Consider the following 20,150-nt stretch of genomic DNA (forward strand, 5'->3'; position numbering starts at 1 on the left):
TCAGACGGTCAGACCACGGACCGACAGGTCGAGCAAGGCGCACACGAAAAGGGCAATGCCGATGAACCCGTTGACGCTGAAGAACGCCCGGTTCACCCGGGACAGGTCGTGCGGACGGACGATGGAGTGCTCGTACACGAACGCGCCGGCCACGATCGCCAGGCCCAGCCAGAGGAACGCGCCGGCGTCCGTGACCAGCGCGTACCAGACGAACAGCGCCGTGGTGATCGTGTGGCACACCCGGGCGCCCCACACGGCCGCCGGGACCCCGAAGCGGGCCGGCACCGACATGACGCCGATCTCCCGGTCGGTCTCGACGTCCTGGCAGGCGTAGATCAGGTCGAAGCCGCCGATCCAGACGCCCACCGCGAGCCCCAGGACCACGGCCTCCCAGGACCACGTCCCGGTGATCGCGAGCCAGCCGCCGACGGGACCCATCGCCTGCGCGAACCCGAGGATGGCCTGCGGGAAGTTCGTGAACCGCTTGCCGTACGGGTAGACCACCATCGGGACCACCGCGACCGGCGCCAGCGCCAGGCAGAGCGGGTTCAGCAGCGCCGCCGCGCCCAGGAAGACCACCAGGGCGATCAGCGCGCCCGTCCACGCGTGCCGCACCGACACCGCGCCGGTGACCAGCTCCCGCTGCGCCGTGCGCGGATTGCGGGCGTCGATCTCCCGGTCGATGATCCGGTTGACGGCCATCGCGAAGGTCCGCAGACCCACCATGCAGACGGTGACGAGCAGCAGCCGGCCCCAGTGGACGTTCCGGTCCAGCTCGAACATGGCGGTGAGCGCGGCGATGTAGGCGAAGGGCAGCGCGAAGACCGAGTGCTCGATCATCACCAGGCGCAGGAACGCCTTGGTGCGTCCCGGCTGCGGGACCGCCGCGGAAGCGCTGGTCACAGCCCGTACTCCTTCCAGCGGCGGTCCACCAGGGCCGCCGTACCGGGATCCGACTCCACCATGTCGGGCCAGCCGCCGTCACGGGTGTAGCCCTCCTCGGGCCACTTGCGCGTCGCGTCGATGCCCGCCTTGCCGCCCCAGAACTGCTGGTAGGAGGCGTGGTCGAGATGGTCGACGGGACCCTCGACCACGGTCAGGTCCCGGGCGTAGTCGGTGTTGCCGAGGGCCCGCCAGGCGACCTCGTGCAGGTCGTGGACGTCGCAGTCGGAGTCGACGACCACGATCAGCTTGGTCAGCGACATCATGTGCGCGCCCCAGACCGCGTGCATCACCTTCTGCGCGTGCTTGGGGTACTTCTTGTCGATCGAGACGATCGCGCAGTTGTGGAAGCCGCCCGCCTCCGGCAGGTGGTAGTCCACGATGTCCGGGACGATGATCTTCAGCAGGGGCAGGAAGAAACGCTCCGTCGCCCGGCCCAGCGGGCCGTCCTCCGTCGGCGGCCGGCCCACGACGATCGACTGCAGCAGCGGGCGGCGGCGCATCGTCACACAGTCGATCGTGAGAGCGGGGAACGGTTCCTGCGGAGTGTAGAAGCCGGTGTGGTCGCCGAAGGGGCCCTCCGGCAGCATCTCGCCGGGTTCCAGCCACCCCTCCAGCACGACCTCCGCCTGCGCCGGGACCTGAAGCGGCACGGTCCTGCAGTCGACCATCTCGATCCGCTTGCCCGCGACGAACCCGGCGAACAGGTACTCGTCGATGTCGCCGGGCAGGGGCGCGGTGGAGGCGTACGTCACGGCGGGCGGGCAGCCGAAGGCGATCGCGACCGGCAGCCGCTCGCCGCGCCGCGCGGCCACCTGGTAGTGGTTGCGGCTGTCCTTGTGGATCTGCCAGTGCATGCCGATGGTGCGCCGGTCGTGGCGCTGGAGGCGGTACAGCCCGAGGTTGCGGATCCCGGTCTCCGGGTCCTTGGTGTGGGTGAGCCCCAGGTTGAAGAAGGAGCCGCCGTCCTTCGGCCAGGTGAACAGCGCGGGCAGCCGGTCCAGGTCGACGTCGTCACCGTGCAGGACGACCTCCTGCACCGGCGCCTCCTTGACCTTCTTCGGCGGGACGTGGGCCATCGCCCCGAGCTTCCCGAACGCCTCGCGCACCCCGACGAACCCGTGCGGCAGCTCCGGCCGCAGCAGCCCGCCGATCCTCTCGGAGATCTCCGCGTACGACTTCAGGCCGAGCGCCTTCAGCAGGCGGCGGTCGGTGCCGAAGACGTTCATCGCGAGGGGCATCGCGGAGCCCTTGACGTTCTCGAAGAGCAGCGCCGGGCCGCCGGACTTCTGCACCCGGTCGACGATCTCCCCGACCTCCAGGTACGGGTCGACCTCCGCCTTGACGCGCTTGAGGTCGCCTTCACGTTCCAGTGCCCTGAGCAGGGAGCGAAGATCGTCGTAAGCCATGCGGTCCAGTATCCCCGAGCGGCTACCCTTGCCCTGTACCTGGGGGCCGTGCCCCCGGTCCCGACAATCGCTTCGCTGGAGAGGCTCATGCTCCGGGTGCTGATGTTTCTCGTGCCACTGGCGTTGAGCGTGTACGCGTTCATCGACTGCATCAGCACGAAGGACGAGGACGTCCGCCACATGCCCAAGCCGCTGTGGGCGATCCTCGTGCTGCTGTTCCCGCTGGTCGGGTCGATCTCCTGGCTGATCGCCGGCAAGCGGCGCAGCCCGGCCGCCGACGGCTGGACGGGCCTGCGCACCGCCGGCCAGGACCGCCCGCGCTGGGTGGCCCCGGACGACAACCCCGAGTTCCTGAAGTCCCTGGACGACGAGGACCGGGACAAGGACAAGGGCGACGGTTAGGGCGACGGCCGGTCAGGCTCTTTCGCGGGCCCGGGCCGGGCGGCGCTCCTTCGCGCGCCCGGCCCGGGCGGCGGCTCAGGGGGCCGCCGCGACGTTCTCGGCGTCGAAGCCCTCCTCGCCCGTCCAGGCCGCACCCGCGACGAGGTCGGCCGGCAGTATGACCAGCGCGACGGTCTCACCGCCGTCGGGCCGCAACTGCACGCGGACACCGCGCCGGGCGGCGAGGCGGCCGACCACGTACAGGCCCAGCCGCCCCGCCGGGTCGGCGGCCGACGGCGGGGTCCCCAGACGGTGGTTGAGGTCCGCGAAGTCCATGGCGGACAGGCCGAGCCCCCGGTCACGGATCTCGACCAGGACCCGGCCGTCGTGCAGCCGGGCGGTTTGCACCCGCACCGTGGTGTGCGGAGGTGAGAACACCGTGGCGTTCTCCAGCAGTTCCGCCAGCAGGTGCACGATGTCGGTCACGGCCCCGCCGACGACCTCGGCCGCCGCCGATCCGGCCAGTTCGATCCGCTCGTAGTCCTCGACCTCGGAGGCGGCGGCGCGCACCACGTCGACCAGCGGGACCGGACCGTCGAAGCGGCGGGCGGGCTCATGGCCGATCAGCGTCAGCAGGTTCTCGCTGTTGCGGCGCATCCGGATGGCGAGGTGGTCGAGGCGGAACAGCTTCTCCAGCTGGTCCGGGTCGGTCTCATGGGTCTGCAGGTCGGTGAGCAGGGTGAGCTGGGCGGTGAGGAGAGCCTGGTTGCGGCGGGCCAGGTCGGCGTGGACGGCGAGCAGGCCGAGCCGATGCCCGGCCTGCTCGCCGAGCAGCCTCACCGCCTCGCGCAGCAGCCGGTCGAAGGCGCGGGCGAGATCCCCGATCTCGTCCTTGGCGTGGACGCCGAACGGCCGCACGCTGAGTTCCACCTCGCCCGGATCGGACCCCGCCAGCTGGGCGGCCAGCCGGGGCAGCGCCTCGTCGGCGGCTTCGAGCGCCACGCTCCTCAGCCGCCGCAGCGCGGTGGACCGGCTGACCACCGCGGGCCGTATCCGCGCGACCCGGTGGTTGGCCTCCTCGATGATCTCCCTGGCCTGGGCCTCGGCCGCCTCGCGCCGCTCGGCGGCCTCCCGTTCGGCGGCCCGGCGCACCTGCTCGGCCTCCCGGCGGGCGTGGTCGAGGTCGGCGCGGTGCCGGTCGGCGGTGTCCGCCGCCCGCGCCTCGCGCAACCGTTCTTCGGCGACCAGCCGTTCCAGCCGCTCGCGTTCCGCGGCCTCCTCGGCGACGGCGAGTTCCGCCTCGAGTTCGGCGCAGCGGGCCCGGGCCGCGTCGCGTTCCCGTACGGCCTCGGCGAGTTCGGCCTCCAGTTCCTCGACGGTGGCCTGCAGGCGGTCGCAGCGCGCTTCCAGGTCGGCCTGCCTGCGGTGCGGATCGAGTGCGGCGCCCTGTTGCGGGCGCTCCTCGGCGCTCTCCGTCCCGATCTGCCGCAGGCGCTCGCGGAGTTCGTCCAGCTGCCGTCGGTGACCGGTCAGCTCGCCCTCCAGGTCGCGGATGCGCAGCTCGGCCTGTTCCCGTTCGAGAACGGCGTCCTCCAGGCGGTCGCCGGCCATCTGCTCGCGGTAGCGGGCGGGGTTGTCGCTGAGCAGGGCGTCACGGTGGCGCTGGTAGAGGTGGGCCTGTAACTCGGCGGTGACCTGGCGGCCGTTGCGGCGGCAGGCCGACTTCATCAGCACGTCGAGGAACTGCTTGTCGGGGATGCGGTCGCCCTTGAGGTAGCGGGAGACACTGGGCGCGCTGAAGTGGTGGGTGGCGGCGAAGGCGCGCAGGCTGAGGCCGGTCGCCTCGAACAGGCCGCGGAGCGCGAGAACCAGGTCCCGGGTCTCCGGGGAGAGATCGGACCGCGGATCCTGGAAGCCCTTGAGCCGCTCCACATCGCCGAACTCGTGCCGCTGGCCCACTGATCGCCCCGCCTCTCCGTCCGCTTCGCCCCCATAGGCTCCCATCACTTCGCGGCTCCTCCTTCCACTTCCGCGCCGCCGCCGGTCGTCCGTTCAGTCGATGAGGTGGTCGAAGAAGGGCACGGCGAGGCCGAAGCCGGCGGCTCCGGCGAGTACGGCCCGGGCGGTCTCCGCCCCGGCGAGGCCGGTCAGGACGCCCGCCGCGATCCCGCAGAGGATCGCGAGCAGGAAGATCAGGGCCGATCGCATGGTCAGCAACGGGTGGTGCACGGCAACTCCTGTGTTCCGTCGACGGCTCGGACCACAAGCGTGCGGCGGCCCCGGGGCGTTGCGGAACGGAAACACCACCGTTTCCGCAGGTGGAAACGGTGGTCTCGCCGCGGTGGCGGGATCGCGGACCTGCCGCGCCCGGGGGAGGCGGCCCTGCCTCACCCGACCGAATCTGACTCTCGATCTCCGCACCAGCACGTAAAGTGACCGATGTCACCGACAACTCGCTCAACACCAGGGGGACTTGTGGCATCCGTCGAACCACCGGGGCACTATGACGTGCCGCCTCCGCCGGCCACGCCGCCGGGCCCGCCGGGCGGCGGCATCGACCTGCGGATCAGCAAGCGGCTGCTGTGGGTCGGCGGCGCCTGCTACCCGCTGGCGAACGTGGCGCGCGTGCACACGCTCACCATCCATCCCCGGCGCAGGGAGGCCGTCGCCCGGTTCGTGCGCACCATGCTGATCATCGGCGCCGTCGCGATCGCCCTCAGCATCATCAGCGGCCTGACCGCCCTCGGGGACCGCAACACCGGCAGCGGGATGATGATCCTGGTGTGGCTGGGCGGCTTCGCCGCGACGATCTACGCCCTGGTGGAGATGATCCAGGTGCTGGGGTCCCCGTCGCTGTACGTCCTGGCCGTCGAGACGTCCGGCCCGTCTCAGGCGGTGGTGACCAGCACGGACCCGAACCACCTCAACCGGCTGGTGGACCAGATCGCCTACGCGATCGAGCACCCCGAGACCGAGTTCCAGGTGAAGGTCGAGACGATCAACGTCAGCCCGAGGAACTACTACTTCGGCGACAACGTCAACATGTACGGCGGCAGCGGCAACGTGGGGATGGCGAGCGCATGAGCGGCACCAACTACTACTACGGCGACAACGTGAACATGCACGGCGGCAGCGGCAACACCGGCATGATCAAGAACCAGGCACCGGCCCCCGCCGCGCCCGCCTCCCCGGAGCTGCAGGCCGCGGTCCAAGAACTCCTGGACCTGCTGAGCGAGTTGCGGCCGCGCATCCCGGCGGCCAGCGCCCAGGCCCTGGACGACTCCGTGCCGGGCATCACCGCCGACCCCGCCGCGCCGGCGCAGGAGCGGCACCGCGCGCTGCTGGCGGTCGCCGGCATCGCCGCCACGGTCGGCGCGGTCGGCCAGCCGATCGTCGAGGCGGTCAACCGGGTCCTGGAACTGCTGGGCTGACGGCGGGCGTTTCCGCACCGAGGGTTGCCTCGTTGGGCCGGATGCCACCCGATCGGGTGCCTGTCCCGCCGCCGAACGGAGCCGCCCGTGCGAATGACCGACATCCAGCGCTGCGAGGTGCGGCCGGGACGGCTCGTCGAGTTCGGGCTCAGCGACCGCACGGTGGCGGCCGCCCGGAGGCTGCCGGCCGACTCCAGGCCGCCCTCGTACCTGCAGGAATCGCATCTGCGCACCGCACGGTCGGTGCGTGAGAGCGGCCTCTTCGTCCCGACCTGGCTCGGCACGGCGTTCGACCTCCCGGGCCGGGTCGACCTCGACGCCCTGCACCGGGCGCTGCACGGCTGGACCCTGCGCCACGAGACCCTGCGCAGCGGTCTGGCCTGGACCGGTCCGGCCGGTGACGGGCTGCGCCGGTTCACCCTCGACGCCGACGCGGTGTCCCTGCGGCGCACGGACATCGGCGACTTCACCGACCCCGCGGCGCTGGTGCGCCACCTCCAGAGCCGCTTCGACGCGGGCGCCGGCGCTCTCACCTGGCCCAACTTCCTCTACGCGGCGGTGGTCCGGCCCGATTCCACCAGCGTCTACATGGCGTTCGACCACAGCAACGTCGACGCCTACTCCCTGCAGCGCATCCCCGCGGAGATCCACGAGCTGTACGCGGCGGACACCGCGGGCCGTACGGACGAGCGGGCGCCGGCCGGCAGCTACGTCGACTTCTGCGAGCTGGAGCGGACGGACGCGGACCTGATCGGCGACGGCCACGCGGCGGTGGCCCGCTGGCGGGACTTCATCCGCCGGTGCGACGGGAGGATGCCGAACTTCCCCGTCGACCTCGGTGTCGACCCCGACGGCCCGCTGCCCGCCCAGCGGCTGCTGCGCGAGCCCCTCGTCGACGCGGACACCGCCGCCGCGTTCGAGGCGTACTGCCGCCCGCACGGCGGCTCCCTGGTGGGCGTGCTGGCCGCCACCTGCCTGATCGTGCAGGAGCTGGGCGGCCCGCCGGTCTACCGCACCGTGGTGCCGTTCCACACCCGGGCCAAGTCCCGCTGGTCGGACTCCGTCGGCTGGTACGTCGGCGGCGCCCCGATCGAGGTGCCGCTCGCGCGGGCGACCGACTTCCCCGCCGCCCTCACCGCCGTCCGCGCCGAGCTGCGCAGCAGCCGGCCGCTGGCGCGGATGCCCATCGCCCGGGTGCTGCGGCTGCTGGGCACGGACTTCCGCCCCACCTCGCCCGACCTGTACTCGATCGTCTCCTACGTCGACGCCCGCGCCCTGCCCGGCGCCGACCGGTGGGCCGAGCTGAACGCCTACGGGCTGATCCGGGTGTCGTACGGCGACCAGGTGTGCGCGTGGGTCACCCGGCTGCCCGAGGGGCTGTGGTTCGCGAGCCGCTACCCGGACACCGAGATCGCGGACAAGAATCTCCGCCGGTACGCCGAAGGGCTCCGGGACATCGTCGTGTCCGTGGCCCGCCACTCGTGACAACGGCTCGGCCAATTTCGTAACCCAACGGACACCACGCACCCTAGTCCGAACCAACCACCCCTTCTTACCCTGGTGTTGGGCAGACTGACCGCTCCGGGGGGAGACGCGGTGGGCAGAGGATTGCACGGGCGGGGAGCACTGTTCGACGTCGAGCCGGCCGGCCTCGTGCCGCGGCTGGTCGGAATCCGCCCCCACGAACATCTCGGCGTCAAGGTCGACCACCCGCGTGAGCTGCCCGTCCTGGTGCTGGCCGGCGGGCGCGGGCTCGGCAAGAGCGCGGTGCTGACCGAGGTGTGGCAGGCGTACACCGAGCGCACCCGCAGGGGCGAGCAGCGCAAGCGGACGCCGGTCGCGCTGCTCGACTGCGAGGACGAGCAGTTCGCCGGGCCGCCGCACGAGGAGAGCCCGGAGTCCTGGTCGCCGGTGTGGCAGGCGCTGCTGGTGGCGGCCGAGCAGCTCACCGAGCCGGTGAAGGCGGCCGGGCAGCTCACCTTCCCGCGGCTGACGGCGGGCCTGGTGGCGGTCCGGGCGAGCGACTGGAGCGGCCGTACGGACTCGGAGCGGATCCGGCGCGAGCTGACCCGGATCCTGCTGCTGAACGAGCGCGGGTCCCGGTTCGCGCTCGCCGGCCGGTGGGCCGGCAAGGTCGCCGCGAAGGTGATCGCGGCGGCCAGCGGGCAGGGCGCCTTCGTGTCGGCGGCCGTCGAGGCGACGCTGGAGGCGCTGTCCGAGGGCGTCACCTCCCGCAAGGAGCAGCGGCCGTCCGCCTGGTACCGCGCCTACCCGAACGCGGGCGGCAACGCCAAGCGCGGACTGCTGTTGCTGGCCGGGAACTTCCGGGCCGGCGGCACCTCCCGCGAGCACGCGGAGCGCTGGCTGGTGCGGGCGCTGCTGGCCGACCTCACGGAGGCGTACTCGGGGCTGGGCTCGCACCTGCGGCGGCTGGGACGGCCGCTCGTGCTGCTGGACAACGCGCAGGGCGGGCCCGGGCCGGGGCTGCTGGACGCGGTGCTGCGGGACCGCGCCGAGGACGGCGCCGACCAGGTGGTGTTCATCGCCGCCGTCCGCGGCACGGACCACGCCCTGCTGCGGGGCGCGGTGCGGCGCGAACCCGCGGAGGTGGCCCGCACCACCGAGTGGGAGCCGGGCAGCACACCGGCCTCCCGGGCGCTGCTGGTGCCGCTGCCGCCGCTGTCGCCGGACGACACCCTGCACATCGTGGGCGCGGTCTGCGAGGACGCCGAGGTGCCGCCCCGGCTCCCGCACGCCGTGCACCGGTTGACCGGCGGCAACCCCCTGGGCATCGTGCTCGTCGCCACCGCGGCCCGCCGGCACCCGGACCTGGCCGCCTCCCTGGGCCGGCTGCTGACCGCGCCGGCCGACCCGGCGGGCGGACCGGGTGACGGCGGCCCGGCGTACGGGGAGTTACTGGAGCGGCTGGTCCCGCCCGACCGGCTCGACGAGCTGACCGTGCTGGCCGCCGCCCACGACCACGACTCGGCGGTCGCCCTGGCGACCGCCCGGCTCCCCGACGACTTCGGCTCCTCGGGCGTCCGGGCGCTGCGGGCCCGGCTGGCCGAGGAGGGGCTGCCGGCCGCCCCCGGGCAGTTCGTCGGCGACCCGTTCGTGCGCACGCTGCTGCTGCTCCGGCTGCACCACCGCGGCCCGGACCACGCCAAGTGGCGCGAGGTGCACGAGACGCTGATCCGGCACTACACCTGGGAGGACGGGGACGACCCGCACACCGCCCGCTACCGGCTGTACCACGAGCTGGCCCTCGGGGACACCGCCGGCGCGGTGGCCCATCTGCGGGACGGCTTCCACGCGCTGGACCCCCGGGACTGGCTGGACACCCTGCGCTTCCTGGCGACCGCGCCGTACTTCCACGCGCACGACGCCGAGGGCCGCGACTTCGCCGGCCAGGACGATCTGCGGGCCGCCGTTGCGCTCGGCCGCACCGACGCCGACCACCGGCCGCCCGAGGGCGCGGACCCCCTGCTGCACCTGCGGACGCGTCGGCTGCTGCACGCGGTGTGGCAGGTGTCCGACCCGCTGGTGCTGCCCGATCCGCTGGTGTGCGACCGGCTCCGCTTCGAGCTGCTGCAACTGTCCGACCTGCGGCCGGCCGGAGGGGCGCTGCTGTTCGCGGCCTCCGGTGCCTGGCCGCGTGACGCCGCGGCCGGGCGCGCGCTGCGGCTGCCCGCCGAGGACGGGTCGGACTCCGACGACGGGGAGGGGGACGCCTGATGGGGCGTGGGGTACTGCGGTGGCTGCGGGAGGTCTGGGAGATCCGGCTCTACCGGTACGTCGCCCTGCTGGTCGCGGCCGGGCTGGTCGCCGGGGGCGTCGTCGCCCTCCGGGCGATCCTGGACGAGGACCGTTCCTGTGCGCCGGGGGTGGCCCGGCCGGAGGGCAGCGACGAGTGCGTGGGCGTGTCGTCGACGGCGTACGACTTCGGGCGGCCGCAGATGCGGGACGCGGTGACCGCGATCGCCCGGGAGAACGGGCGGCTCAAGGAGGGGTCCTACGTCACCGTCGCGCTGATGCTGCCGTACACCTCCACCACCGCCTCCACCCTGCGGGACGTGCAGCACGAGTTGCAGGGCGCCTATCTCGCGCAGTGGCAGGCCAACCACCGGGCCAACGGGCAGTCCCCGGCGATCCGGCTGGTCCTGGCCAACCCGGGCGCGACCGGCGACCACTGGGAGGCGCTGGTCGACCAGCTGACGGCGATGACGACGAGCGGGGACCGGCTGCGGGCGGTCGCCGGGGTCGGCATGAGCACCGAGCCCAACAAGGACGCCGTCACCGAGCTGACCCGGCGGGGCATCCCGGTGATCGGTTCCTCCATCACGGCCGACTCCCTCGCCAACGGGCGCCACGGCATGGACCCCTTCCCGGGGCTGGCCCGGGTCTCCCCCACCAACACCGACGAGGCCCGAGCGCTGGCCTCCTTCGCCGACGTCGGCCCGGACAAGGCGCTGCTGGTGTACGACAAGCCCGGCGACCCCTACACGCGGACCCTGCAGAACAGCTTCGCCGAGCTGATCAAGGGCTCGCCCTACGAGCCGCAGCCCTTCACCCCGCCCGCCGACCGCAGCCAGGAGGGCACCACCGCGAACACCTTCCGGCAGATCACCCACCTGGTGTGCGACACCGCGCCGGGCACCGACACCCTCCTGTTCGCGGGCCGGCACACCCAGTTGCGGCAGTTCATCAACGCGCTGGGCGGCCGGGGCTGCCAGGACCGCCGGTTCACGGTGCTCACCGGCGACGAGGGCTCGTACCTGGAAGCCGAGAAGGACCTGGACCGCACGGCCCTCACCCGCAACCTCTCCGTGCGCTACACCTCGCTCGCGCACCCGGACGCCTGGACGAAGGCCGCCCCGGGGGCACCGGGCGGCTCGGCGGAGGACGCGGCGGTCCTCACCGGCCTGCTGGAGCTGGCCGCGCAGGACAAGCAGGTCGGGCCGATCGGGAAGGTCGCCCTTCAGGACGGTCAGGTGATCATCGGGTTCGACGCGATGCAACTGGCCGTGAAGGGCATCCGGGAGGCGGTGCCCGAAGGGGAGACGATCCCCCGGCTGGAGGACGTGGGCCTGCAGTGGCCGCAGGTCAAGGGGTCGCTGCGGGTGAACGGGGCGAGTGGCTGGATCTGCCTGGACGGGCACGGCAACCCGTACAACAAGGCGGTGCCGATCGTGGAACTCACCCCGCAGGGCGGCTCCCGCTTCGTCCGCATCGCCTGGCCGGAGGGGAAGCCGCCGGAGAAGGGGTGCCTGACGCCGTCGGAGCCGTAGCTAGTCGGCGGTCCGGGGGCCGGCGCGCGGACTCAGGAGGGTGATCAGGCGTTCGAAACGTTCGCGCCAGCCGCGTTCCGTGTCGCCCTCCCCCTGGAACTCATGGGTGAACCGGAGCAGCACGCCCCGGTCCCCCTCGCGCTCCAGGTGGAAACGGACCCGGCCGCCGCCCTCCACCGTGTACTCGGCGACCCGGTCCACGTCCCACGCGGTGACCTCCCCGGCGCCCAGGCCGCGCAGCGCGACCGTGCCGCCGAGCCGGGGTTCGAGGACGTCGACGGGCGTCCACCAGGCGCCCACCCCGTCCACGGTGGCCAGTGCCGGCCAGACGGTCTCCACGGGTTCGGGCAGGCGCACCAGGAAGTGCAGGATGCGGGTGCTGCCGTGGGTCTGGCTGGTGCCCTGTTCGATCGAACCGGTCATGACACCAGCCTGACCCCGTACGGGCCGATCCGCACCCTTGAGCTCTGCTGACCAGCGCCGTTGCCGGCGGCCGGGAGGCGGTTCAGAATCCGGCGGACCGCAGGACGCCCAGGCCGACGTCGGCGTAGGAGTGCTTGCCGGAGACGAAGATGTTGACGCCGTAGTAGTTGAACAGCCAGCAGCCGAAGGCGGCCAGGGCCAGGTAGGCGGCCTTGCGGCCCTTCCAGCCGGCCGTGGCGCGGGCGTGGAGGTAGCCGGCGTAGGCGACCCAGGTGATGAAGGACCACGTCTCCTTCGGGTCCCAGCCCCAGTAGCGGCCCCAGGCGTCGCCCGCCCAGATCGCGCCCGCGATGATCGTGAACGTCCACAGCGGGAACACCGCCGCGTTGACGCGGTAGGCGAACTTGTCCAGGGAGGCGGCGGCCGGCAGCCGGTCCAGCACCGAGTTGGCGAACCGGCCGGGCGTGCCGCCGCCCGCCAGCTTGTTCTCGTAGGAGTCCTTGAACAGGTAGAGGATCGCGGCGACCGCGCCGACGTAGAACACCGCGCCGCACAGGATCGCCGTGGAGACGTGGATGTACAGCCAGTACGAGTGCAGCGCGGGGACCAGCTGGTCGCTGGCGGTGTACAGGACGGTGACGGCGAGACCGAGGTCGAGCAGGACGGTGGTGGTCAGGAAAAGGCCGAGCCAGCGCACGTTCTTCTTCAGGGCGAGGAGCGTGAGGTACACGCCGACGGCCACCGTGGAGAAGGTGATGTTGAACTCGTACATGTTGCCCCACGGCGCCCGCTGCACCGAGGCCGCGCGGGCGACGACGCCGCCCAGCTCGATCGCGAAGGCGAGCACGGTGAGGGAGATCGCGATCCGCCCGTACAGGTCGCCCTGCTCGTCCCCGCCGTGGGCGCCCGGCCCGTCCGGCAGGTCCCGCGCGCCGGCCGCCGCCCGCACGACCACCTTGGGGCGTTCCAGTACGGCGGTGCCGCCGGCCTGCCGGACGGTGACGGCCGGGGTCCGCGCCGTCTCCGCCTCGGCGGTGAGCGCGGCGGCCGTGCGCCCGACCTTGCTGCGGCTGCCGAACAGCCATTCGGCGATGTAGGCGAAGAAGGCCAGGGTGTAGACGGCCATCGCGGAGTAGATCAGCGTGTTGCTGATGTTCGCGAGGTTCTCGTTGGCGGCGACGGCGAGATTCACTGGTCAGCCCCTTCGGCGGAGACGACTTCGGGATCGGGGGTCGGGACGGGCTTCTCCGGGGTGCCCGGGGCGGAGATCGGCTCCGGGTCGGGGGTCGGCTCCGGGTCGGGGGCGGGGCCGGGGTCCGGCTCCGGGTCGGGGGCGCCCGGCGCCCGGTCGTAGAGGGTGCCGGCGAGGTCGCCGAGTTCCTGGGGAACCTTCGCGGACTCGCTGCGGCCGAGACCGGCCATCTCCACGACGGTGACGCCGTCGGGGCCGGCGGTGGCCCGCACCCACACCCGGCGGCGCTGGATGAACAGCGACCCGGCGAGTCCGAGGATGGCGGCGAGGGCGCCGGCCAGGGCCCAGCCGCTGCCCGGCGCCTGGACGATCTGGAAGTTGGCCCACTCCTTGGTGCCCTCCCAGGTGACCGTACCCGCGCCGTTCGGCAGGGTCAGGGTCTCGCCCGGCTTCAGGTTCTTTCTCAGCTGGGCGCCCTTGTCGTCCTCGTAGATGTCCATGTGGGTCTTGTCCAGCTGGTACACGCTCTGCGGGACGCCGGAGTTCACGCCGAGGTCGCCGTGGTAGGGCTCCAGGTTCATCACCGGGTTGATCAGCGCCGGGAAGCGGGAGCCGGACTCGGTACCCGCGCCGCCGTAGGTGGGGTAGAAGAACGCCTTGATGCCGAGCTGCTCGGACTTGCCCCCGGCGTCCTTGTAGCCGTCGTAGACCTTGATCACGCCGGAGGAGGTGACGTTGGCGTCCAGCGGGAGCAGCGGCACCGCGTCGCGGAACACCACCTCGCCCTTGCCGTCGCGGACCGTCACCACGGGGGCGTAGCCGTGGGCGGTGAGGTAGACCTTGGCGTCGCCGATCTCCAGCGGGTGGTTGACCTGGACGGTGGTCTCGCGGTCCTTGCCGTAGGCGCCCTCGCTGTAGGTGAGGGCGGCCTCGAAGGTGCGCGGCGTGCCGCGGTTGGGGCCGGTCAGCTCGTAGGTGCCGTGGAACTTGTCCAGCTTGAAGCTGAACGGCTCCAGGTCGTCGGTGGTGAAGAGGTTGCCGGACTTGAAGTCGTCGTAGGAGACGAGCGTGTTGGAGAAGCCGTCGCCCTCGACGACCAGCTTGTTGCCCTCGGACTTGAACAGCTGGCCCCAGGCGAAGGCGACGAGCATCACGATCAGGGCGATGTGGAAGAGGAGGTTGCCGACCTCGCGCAGGTAGCCCTTCTCGGCGGCGACGGCGTCCCCGGCCAGGTGGGCGCGGAAGCGGCGCTTGCGCAGCAGTTCCAGCGCGGCCTCGCGGACCTCCTCGGGCGCGGCCTCGGTCCGCCAGGTGGTGTGGGCGGGCAACCGGGTGAGCCGCTTGGGCGCGCCCGGCGGGCGGCCGCGCAGCTGCCCGACGAACTGCCAGGTGCGCGGGACGATACAGCCGATGAGGGAGACGAACAGCAGGATGTAGATCGCGGAGAACCACACCGAGCTGTAGACGTGGAACAGACCGAGCGCGTCGTAGACCGGCGCGAGCGTCCGGTGGGCGGCGCGGAAGGCGGCGACCTTCGTCGCGTCGGTGCCGGTCTGCGGGATCAGCGAGCCGGGGATCGCGCCGAGCGCCAGCAGCAGCAGGAGCAGCAGGGCGACCCGCATGGAGGTCAGCTGGCGCCAGAACCAGCGGACCCAGCCGGTCACGCCGAGGACGGGCCCGCCGGTGAGGCTCTCCCGGGGCGCCGTGGACAGGGAGCCGCCGGTGCCGTCGGGGGCCTCGGTGCCGTCGGTGGCCCCCGTGCCGTCGGCCGACTCGGTGCCTTCGGCCGACTGGTCGTGCCGATCGGGAGCGGTGGCCGGGGTCTGGCCGGGCGTGCTGGTCTTGCTCATGGATCAGATCCCCACAGTGAAGCCGTTGGACCAGGTCTGCATGTCCTGGACGATGCGGTCCCAGACACCTGTCAGCAGCAGCAGCCCGGTCGCGATCATCATCGTGCCGCCGATCCGCATCACCCACACATAGTGGCGCTTGACCCAGGAGAAGGCACCGAGCGCCCTGCGGAAGGCGACCGCGGCGAGCACGAAGGGCACGCCCAGCCCGACGCAGTAGGCGACGGTCAGCAGGGCGCCCCGCCCGGCGCTGTCCTGCTGCGCGGACAGCGCGAGCACGGAGGCCAGGGTCGGGCCGATGCAGGGCGTCCAGCCGACGCCGAACAGCGCGCCGAGCAGCGGCGCGCCGATCAGTCCGGCGGTGGGCCGCCGGTGGAAGCGGAACTCGCGCTGGGTCATCCACGGCATGAGCCCCATGAAGAACACACCCATGAGGATCATGAGCACGCCCAGCACCTTGGACAGCACGCCCTTGTTGGCCTGGAGGGTGTCGCCGAAGAAGCCGAACAGGGCCCCGGTGGAGACGAACACGGCGGTGAAGCCGAGCACGAACAGGGCGGCCCCGGCGACCATCCGCCCGCGCCGGGCCTCGGCGAGGTCGGTGCCGGCGACCCCGGTGACGTACGAGAGGTAGCCGGGCACGAGTGGCAGGACGCACGGGGAGAAGAACGAGACCAGACCGCCGAGCAGGGCGATCGGCAGCGCGACCAGCAGGGCGCCGTTGAGCACCGTGAGGTTGGGGTCGCTCGCCGCGGCGAGCGTGGTGACGGCGGTCACGTCACTTCTCCGCCAGGACCGGGGCGATCATCTTGCGCAGCCGGTCCTCGCTGAGCGCGGCCAGCGAGCGCGCGGCGATCTTCCCGTCCCGGTCGAGGACCAGGGTGGAGGGGATCGCCTGGAGGTTGAGGGTGCCCTTCTTGAACCGGAGCAGCAGCTTGCTGGTCGGGTCGTAGAGGCTGGGGTAGGTGACGCCCTGGTCCTTCTCGAAGTTCAGGGCGTTGGTGACGCTGGTGTCGCGGGTGTTGATGCCGACGAACTGCACACCCTGGCCCTTGAGGTCCTGGTAGACCTTCTCGAAGTTGGGTGCCTCGGCGCGGCAGGGCGCGCACCAGGAGCCCCACACATTGAGGACGACGACCTTGCCCTTGTAGTCGGCGACGCTGAGCCGCTCGCCCCCGATGGTCTCGCCGGACAGGTCGGGGGCGGGGTCGCGCTGCCCCTTGTCGACGGTGGCGATGCCGTTCTTGCCCATCACGAAGTGGGTGTCGCCGCCTCCTCCGGAGGTCCCTCCGGAGGAGCAGGCGGACAGCAGCAGCGCGGCGACGACGGCACCGGCGGCCGCCGTGGTCGGGGCGGCGCGGCGCGGACGGCCGGAGGTGGTCGAGCGCTGGGGGGCGTGGCAGGCGGCACTCATGTGAAAAGTTTCGCATGCCCGTTCAGGGGATCTTGGGCACCCCCCTTGCGGGGACAACCGCGCATTTCAGGCGGGTCGCCGCGGGGGCCCGGGCGCCGCGCCGGGGTGGTTCAGGTGCCGCTCGGCGTCTCGCCGGTGCCGCTCGGGGTCTGGCCGGCGCCGCCGCTCGGGGTCCCGGTCAGGAAGGTCTTCCAGCCGCCGGCCGGCCGCTGTCCGACCTCCAGGGTGCGCAGCTTGTCGAGCACCGCGGGCTTCTGGACGTCCAGCCAGTCGGTGAACTGCCGGAAGGAGACGATCCGCACGTCCCCGCCCTTCTCCTTCTCGGCGGCGATGTGCTTGAAGGCCTCCTCGACGGCGTCCATGTAGATGCCGCCGTTCCACTGCTCGAAGTGGTTGCCGATGAAGAAGGGCGCACGGTTCGTCTCGAATGCCCGCTTGAAGCCGGATATGTACGACTGGGCGGCCTGCTCACGCCACCCCGGGTAGTTGTGCGCGGGCGCCTTGGTCGAGTTGATCGACTGGTTGGCGAGGATGTTGTAGTCCATCGACAGGACCTCGAACGAGTGCCCGGGGAACGGCATCTGCTGCAGCGGGAGGTCCCAGATGCCCTGCTTCCTGCGGGGCCAGACCTGGCGTCCGCCGGGCGACGACGCGTCGTAGCGCCAGCCCAGCTCGCGGGCGGTGGGCAGCAGGTTGTCCTGGCCGAGCAGACACGGCGTACGGCCGCCGACCAGTTCCTTGTCGTAGTCGAACGGCAGCGGCGGCAGGTCGGTCCAGCCGGTGTTGGTGCGCCACTGCTTGACGAAGGACTTGGCCTGGTCGATCTCACTGCGCCACTGCTGCGGCGTCCAGTGGGCGACCGAGCCGTGGCCCTCGCCGCAGAAGTGCCCGTTGAAGTGGGTGCCGATCTCGTGGCCTTCGAGCCAGGCGCGGCGGACGTTGGTGAGCGTCGCCTTCACGTGGTCGTCGGTGAGGTAGCCGATGTCGGAGGCGCCGCGCGGGTTGTTCGGCGGGTCGTAGAGCCGCTTCTTGCCCTCGGGCAGCAGATACAGCCCGGAGAGGAAGAAGGTCATGGCCGCGCCGTGCTCCTTGGCGAGGTCCAGGAAGCGCGGGAAGAGGCCGTTGCCGACCTCGCCGGCGCCGTCCCAGGAGAAGACGACGAACTGCGGCGGCTCCTGCCCCGGCTCCAGCGGCTCGGGCCTGGCCGGCTGGTGGGGCTGCTTGCCGGTGAAGGCGGTGGAGCCGTCGCCGATGGGACGCGCACTGGGACTCGGGCTCGCGCTCGGGTCGGCGCCCGCGCCGCCCTTGCCGTCCTTCCCGCCGGACCCCTGCGGCCCGTCCGGCGAGTCGGAACCCCCACAGGCCGTCAGTCCCACGGCGGCGGCCGCGCCCGCGCCGAGTCCGAGTGCTCCCCTGCGGCTGAAGGTGCGCATCGCGCGTCCCCCCGTTCGTCATGTCCTGCGGTGGTCTCCCCCTTTCAGAGCACATGACGACGAGGGAGGTTCCGCGCCGACGTCCGGGTTCGGTAACAGCCCGCAACGGGCCGCCGGGCTACGCGCCGAACGCCTTGCCCTTGCCCTTCACCGGCTTGGCCCCGGCCAGCAGATGGGCCGGCACCAGGTCGCGGGCGGGCTCGGTGTAGCCGACCGAGACGATCCGGTCGCCCTGGTAGGTGAAGGTGGTCAGCGAGGCGAGCGTGCACTGCCGCTTGCGCGGGTCGTGCCACAGCCGCCGCTTCTCGACGTACGACCGCACGATCCAGATCGGCAGCTGATGGCTGACCAGCACCGACTCGTGCCCCCGCGCCCGCTCCCTGGCCGCGTCCAGCGCCCCCATCATCCGCACGACGATGTCCATGTAGGGCTCGCCCCAGGACGGCTTGAACGGGTTGACGAGGTGCTTCCAGTTGCCGGGGTTGCGCAGCGCGCCGTCGCCGACGCCGAACGTCTTGCCCTGGAAGACGTTGTCGGCCTCGATGAGCCGCGGATCGCTGCCCAGGTCCAGCCCGTGCGCCTTGGCGATCGGGGTGGCGGTCTCCTGGGCCCGCTCCAGCGGGGAGGCGCACACGTCGACGACGTCCCGGTCGGCGAGGTGCTCGGCGACCCGGTCGGCCATCTGCCGCCCCAGTTCCGACAGGTGGTAGCCGGACAGCCGGCCGTACAGCACCCCGTCCGGGTTGTGCACCTCGCCGTGCCGCATGAGATGGACGACGGTGATGTCGTTGCTGCTGGTCACGCGGTGGCCTCCGCGGCGGCTCGGGCCGCCGCCGGAAGGGCGTCGGCGATCTTCTGGACGGCACGCTCGTCGTGCGCCGTGGACACGAACCACGACTCGAAGGACGACGGCGGCAGGTAGACGCCGCCCGCCAGGAGCGAGTGGAAGAAGGCGGTGAACCGGAAGGACTCCTGCGCCCTGGCGTCCTCGTAGGTGCGCACCGGACGGTCGGTGAAGAACACCGAGAACATGTTGGACGCGCTCTGCACGGTGTGCGCCACGCCCTCCTTGCCGAGCGCCTCGGAGACCAGTGCCTGGATCTGCTCGGAGACCGCGTTGACCTTGGCGTACGCGGCGTCGTCGAGCAGCCGCAGCTGGGCGAGGCCCGCGGCGGTGGCGATCGGGTTCCCGGACAGGGTGCCGGCCTGGTAGACCGGCCCGGCGGGCGCCAGGTGCGCCATCACGTCGGCGCGCCCGCCGAACGCGGCGGCCGGGAAGCCGCCGCCCATGACCTTGCCGAAGGTCATCAGGTCGGGCCGCACCCCGTCCACGCCGTACCAGCCGGCGCGGCTGGTACGGAAGCCGGTCATGACCTCGTCGGAGATGAACAGCGCGCCGTTGCTCGCGCACGCGTCCTTCAGCCCCTGGTTGAACCCGGGCAGCGGCGGCACGACGCCCATGTTGCCCGGCGAGGCCTCGGTGATCACGCAGGCGATCTCGCCCGGGTGCCGGTGGAAGGCCTCCTGCACGGCCTCCAGGTCGTTGTACGGCAGCACGATGGTGTCGCCGGCCTGGGCACCGGTGACGCCCGGGGTGTCGGGCAGCGCGAACGTGGCCACGCCGGAGCCGGCCGCGGCGAGCAGCGAGTCGACGTGACCGTGGTAACACCCGGCGAACTTGATCACCTTGCTGCGCCGGGTGAAGCCGCGGGCGAGCCGGATGGCGGACATCGTCGCCTCGGTCCCGCTGGACACGAGCCGCACCTGCTCCACGGGCTCGACCCGGGCGACGATCTCCTCGGCGAGCGCGACCTCGCCCTCACCGGGCGTGCCGAAGGAGGTGCCGCGGGCGACCGCCTCCCGGACCGCGGCGAGGACCTCCGGGTGGGAGTGCCCGAGGATCATCGGACCCCAGGAACACACCAGGTCGACGTACTCCCGCCCGTCGGCGTCCGTCAGGTACGGGCCCTGGCCGGACACCATGAACCGGGGCGTACCGCCCACGGCGCGGAAGGCGCGCACCGGCGAGTTCACCCCGCCCGGCGTGACGACGGCCGCGCGGTCGAACAGGGCCTGCGAGGCAGGCGCATCGTAGGGGTAGGGCGCTGCCTGCAGCGCTCCCGAAGAGGGCGATTCGCTCATGACCTGCGACTTCTCCGACCTTCTCCGACTTGCTCGGACTCCGGTTGCTCAGTGACCTCCTCAGGGTAGGCCAGGCCCGGCCGGGCACGACGGGCCCGGCCCGCGGGTGGCCCGCTGATCGACTCCGGTGACGCAACTCCTGAGATCCCGCATGATCTGCGAAACTGGCTCCCGTACACACAGCTCTTGAACACACGGCCCTTGCGGGCCGTGTTGATCAGAGACTGCGAAGATCCTGCGGACAG

Annotated in this window: 18 protein-coding genes; 6 read left to right on the forward strand and 12 right to left on the reverse strand. The window is 72.2% G+C overall.

Annotated elements, in window-relative coordinates:
* On the reverse strand, positions 1–903 hold the full coding sequence (gene mqnP / locus ACSLTV_RS03810) for a menaquinone biosynthesis prenyltransferase MqnP (protein ID WP_432134338.1): 903 nt from the start codon (positions 901–903) through the stop codon (positions 1–3).
* A complete protein-coding gene (locus ACSLTV_RS03815) occupies positions 900–2,351 on the reverse strand; it encodes a menaquinone biosynthesis decarboxylase (RefSeq protein ID WP_432134339.1) in 1,452 nt (483 codons plus the stop codon). The genes mqnP and ACSLTV_RS03815 overlap by 4 nt, the downstream gene beginning before the upstream one ends.
* Positions 2,352–2,438: 87 nt before the next feature.
* Here ACSLTV_RS03815 and ACSLTV_RS03820 point away from each other — a divergent pair, with 87 nt between their 5' ends.
* A complete protein-coding gene (locus ACSLTV_RS03820) occupies positions 2,439–2,753 on the forward strand; it encodes a PLD nuclease N-terminal domain-containing protein (protein ID WP_432134340.1) in 315 nt (104 codons plus the stop codon).
* Between the two features lie 75 nt (positions 2,754–2,828).
* On the opposite strand, the gene ACSLTV_RS03825 is transcribed toward ACSLTV_RS03820, so the two are convergent.
* Complete coding sequence (locus ACSLTV_RS03825; protein ID WP_432134341.1) at positions 2,829–4,736, reverse strand: ATP-binding protein; 1,908 nt, start codon at positions 4,734–4,736, stop codon at positions 2,829–2,831.
* Positions 4,737–4,784: 48 nt separating this feature from the next.
* On the reverse strand, positions 4,785–4,961 hold the full coding sequence (locus ACSLTV_RS03830; protein WP_432134342.1) for a hypothetical protein: 177 nt from the start codon (positions 4,959–4,961) through the stop codon (positions 4,785–4,787).
* A 246-nt stretch (positions 4,962–5,207) separates the two neighbouring features.
* Here ACSLTV_RS03830 and ACSLTV_RS03835 point away from each other — a divergent pair, with 246 nt between their 5' ends.
* The 5 genes from ACSLTV_RS03835 to ACSLTV_RS03855 all read left to right on the forward strand — a co-directional run bounded on the left by ACSLTV_RS03835 (position 5,208) and on the right by ACSLTV_RS03855 (position 11,451).
* Complete coding sequence (locus tag ACSLTV_RS03835) at positions 5,208–5,816, forward strand: DUF6232 family protein (protein ID WP_432134343.1); 609 nt, start codon at positions 5,208–5,210, stop codon at positions 5,814–5,816.
* Positions 5,813–6,163: a hypothetical protein gene (locus ACSLTV_RS03840; RefSeq protein ID WP_435611611.1), complete on the forward strand. Its 351-nt coding sequence runs from the start codon at positions 5,813–5,815 to the stop codon at positions 6,161–6,163. Before ACSLTV_RS03835 ends, ACSLTV_RS03840 begins: the two co-directional genes overlap by 4 nt.
* 93 nt (positions 6,164–6,256) lie before the next feature.
* Positions 6,257–7,648, forward strand: coding sequence for a condensation domain-containing protein (locus tag ACSLTV_RS03845; protein WP_435611631.1), 1,392 nt, complete (start codon positions 6,257–6,259; stop codon positions 7,646–7,648).
* A gap of 111 nt (positions 7,649–7,759) precedes the next feature.
* Positions 7,760–9,898 carry a hypothetical protein gene (locus tag ACSLTV_RS03850; protein ID WP_435611612.1) on the forward strand — a complete coding sequence of 713 codons (2,139 nt, stop codon included), beginning with the start codon at positions 7,760–7,762 and terminating at the stop codon, positions 9,896–9,898.
* Entirely contained in the window at positions 9,898–11,451 is a 1,554-nt protein-coding gene (locus tag ACSLTV_RS03855) for a hypothetical protein (protein ID WP_432134346.1), read from the forward strand. The genes ACSLTV_RS03850 and ACSLTV_RS03855 overlap by 1 nt, the downstream gene beginning before the upstream one ends.
* Here the strand turns inward: ACSLTV_RS03855 and ACSLTV_RS03860 are convergent, their stop codons facing one another.
* The 8 genes from ACSLTV_RS03860 to hemL form a co-directional block, all read right to left on the reverse strand.
* Positions 11,452–11,874: a hypothetical protein gene (locus ACSLTV_RS03860; protein WP_432134347.1), complete on the reverse strand. Its 423-nt coding sequence runs from the start codon at positions 11,872–11,874 to the stop codon at positions 11,452–11,454.
* A gap of 82 nt (positions 11,875–11,956) precedes the next feature.
* Positions 11,957–13,066 carry a c-type cytochrome biogenesis protein CcsB gene (gene ccsB, locus ACSLTV_RS03865; RefSeq protein WP_432134348.1) on the reverse strand — a complete coding sequence of 370 codons (1,110 nt, stop codon included), beginning with the start codon at positions 13,064–13,066 and terminating at the stop codon, positions 11,957–11,959.
* Positions 13,063–14,916: a cytochrome c biogenesis protein ResB gene (gene resB, locus ACSLTV_RS03870; protein ID WP_435611613.1), complete on the reverse strand. Its 1,854-nt coding sequence runs from the start codon at positions 14,914–14,916 to the stop codon at positions 13,063–13,065. The genes ccsB and resB overlap by 4 nt, the downstream gene beginning before the upstream one ends.
* A 3-nt stretch (positions 14,917–14,919) precedes the next feature.
* Entirely contained in the window at positions 14,920–15,693 is a 774-nt protein-coding gene (locus tag ACSLTV_RS03875) for a cytochrome c biogenesis CcdA family protein (RefSeq protein ID WP_432134350.1), read from the reverse strand.
* A 1-nt stretch (position 15,694) separates the two neighbouring features.
* Positions 15,695–16,330: a TlpA family protein disulfide reductase gene (locus ACSLTV_RS03880; RefSeq protein WP_432134351.1), complete on the reverse strand. Its 636-nt coding sequence runs from the start codon at positions 16,328–16,330 to the stop codon at positions 15,695–15,697.
* A gap of 110 nt (positions 16,331–16,440) precedes the next feature.
* On the reverse strand, positions 16,441–17,763 hold the full coding sequence (locus ACSLTV_RS03885; RefSeq protein ID WP_432134352.1) for a hypothetical protein: 1,323 nt from the start codon (positions 17,761–17,763) through the stop codon (positions 16,441–16,443).
* A 118-nt stretch (positions 17,764–17,881) separates the two neighbouring features.
* Positions 17,882–18,529 (reverse strand): histidine phosphatase family protein, encoded by a 648-nt coding sequence (locus tag ACSLTV_RS03890; protein ID WP_432134414.1) that lies wholly within the window; start codon positions 18,527–18,529, stop codon positions 17,882–17,884.
* A 32-nt stretch (positions 18,530–18,561) separates the two neighbouring features.
* Complete coding sequence (hemL, locus tag ACSLTV_RS03895) at positions 18,562–19,878, reverse strand: glutamate-1-semialdehyde 2,1-aminomutase (RefSeq protein ID WP_432134415.1); 1,317 nt, start codon at positions 19,876–19,878, stop codon at positions 18,562–18,564.
* Positions 19,879–20,150 lie beyond the last annotated feature (272 nt).

Source organism: Streptomyces sp. bgisy159 (assembly GCF_965341775.1).
GTDB lineage: Bacteria > Actinomycetota > Actinomycetes > Streptomycetales > Streptomycetaceae > Streptomyces.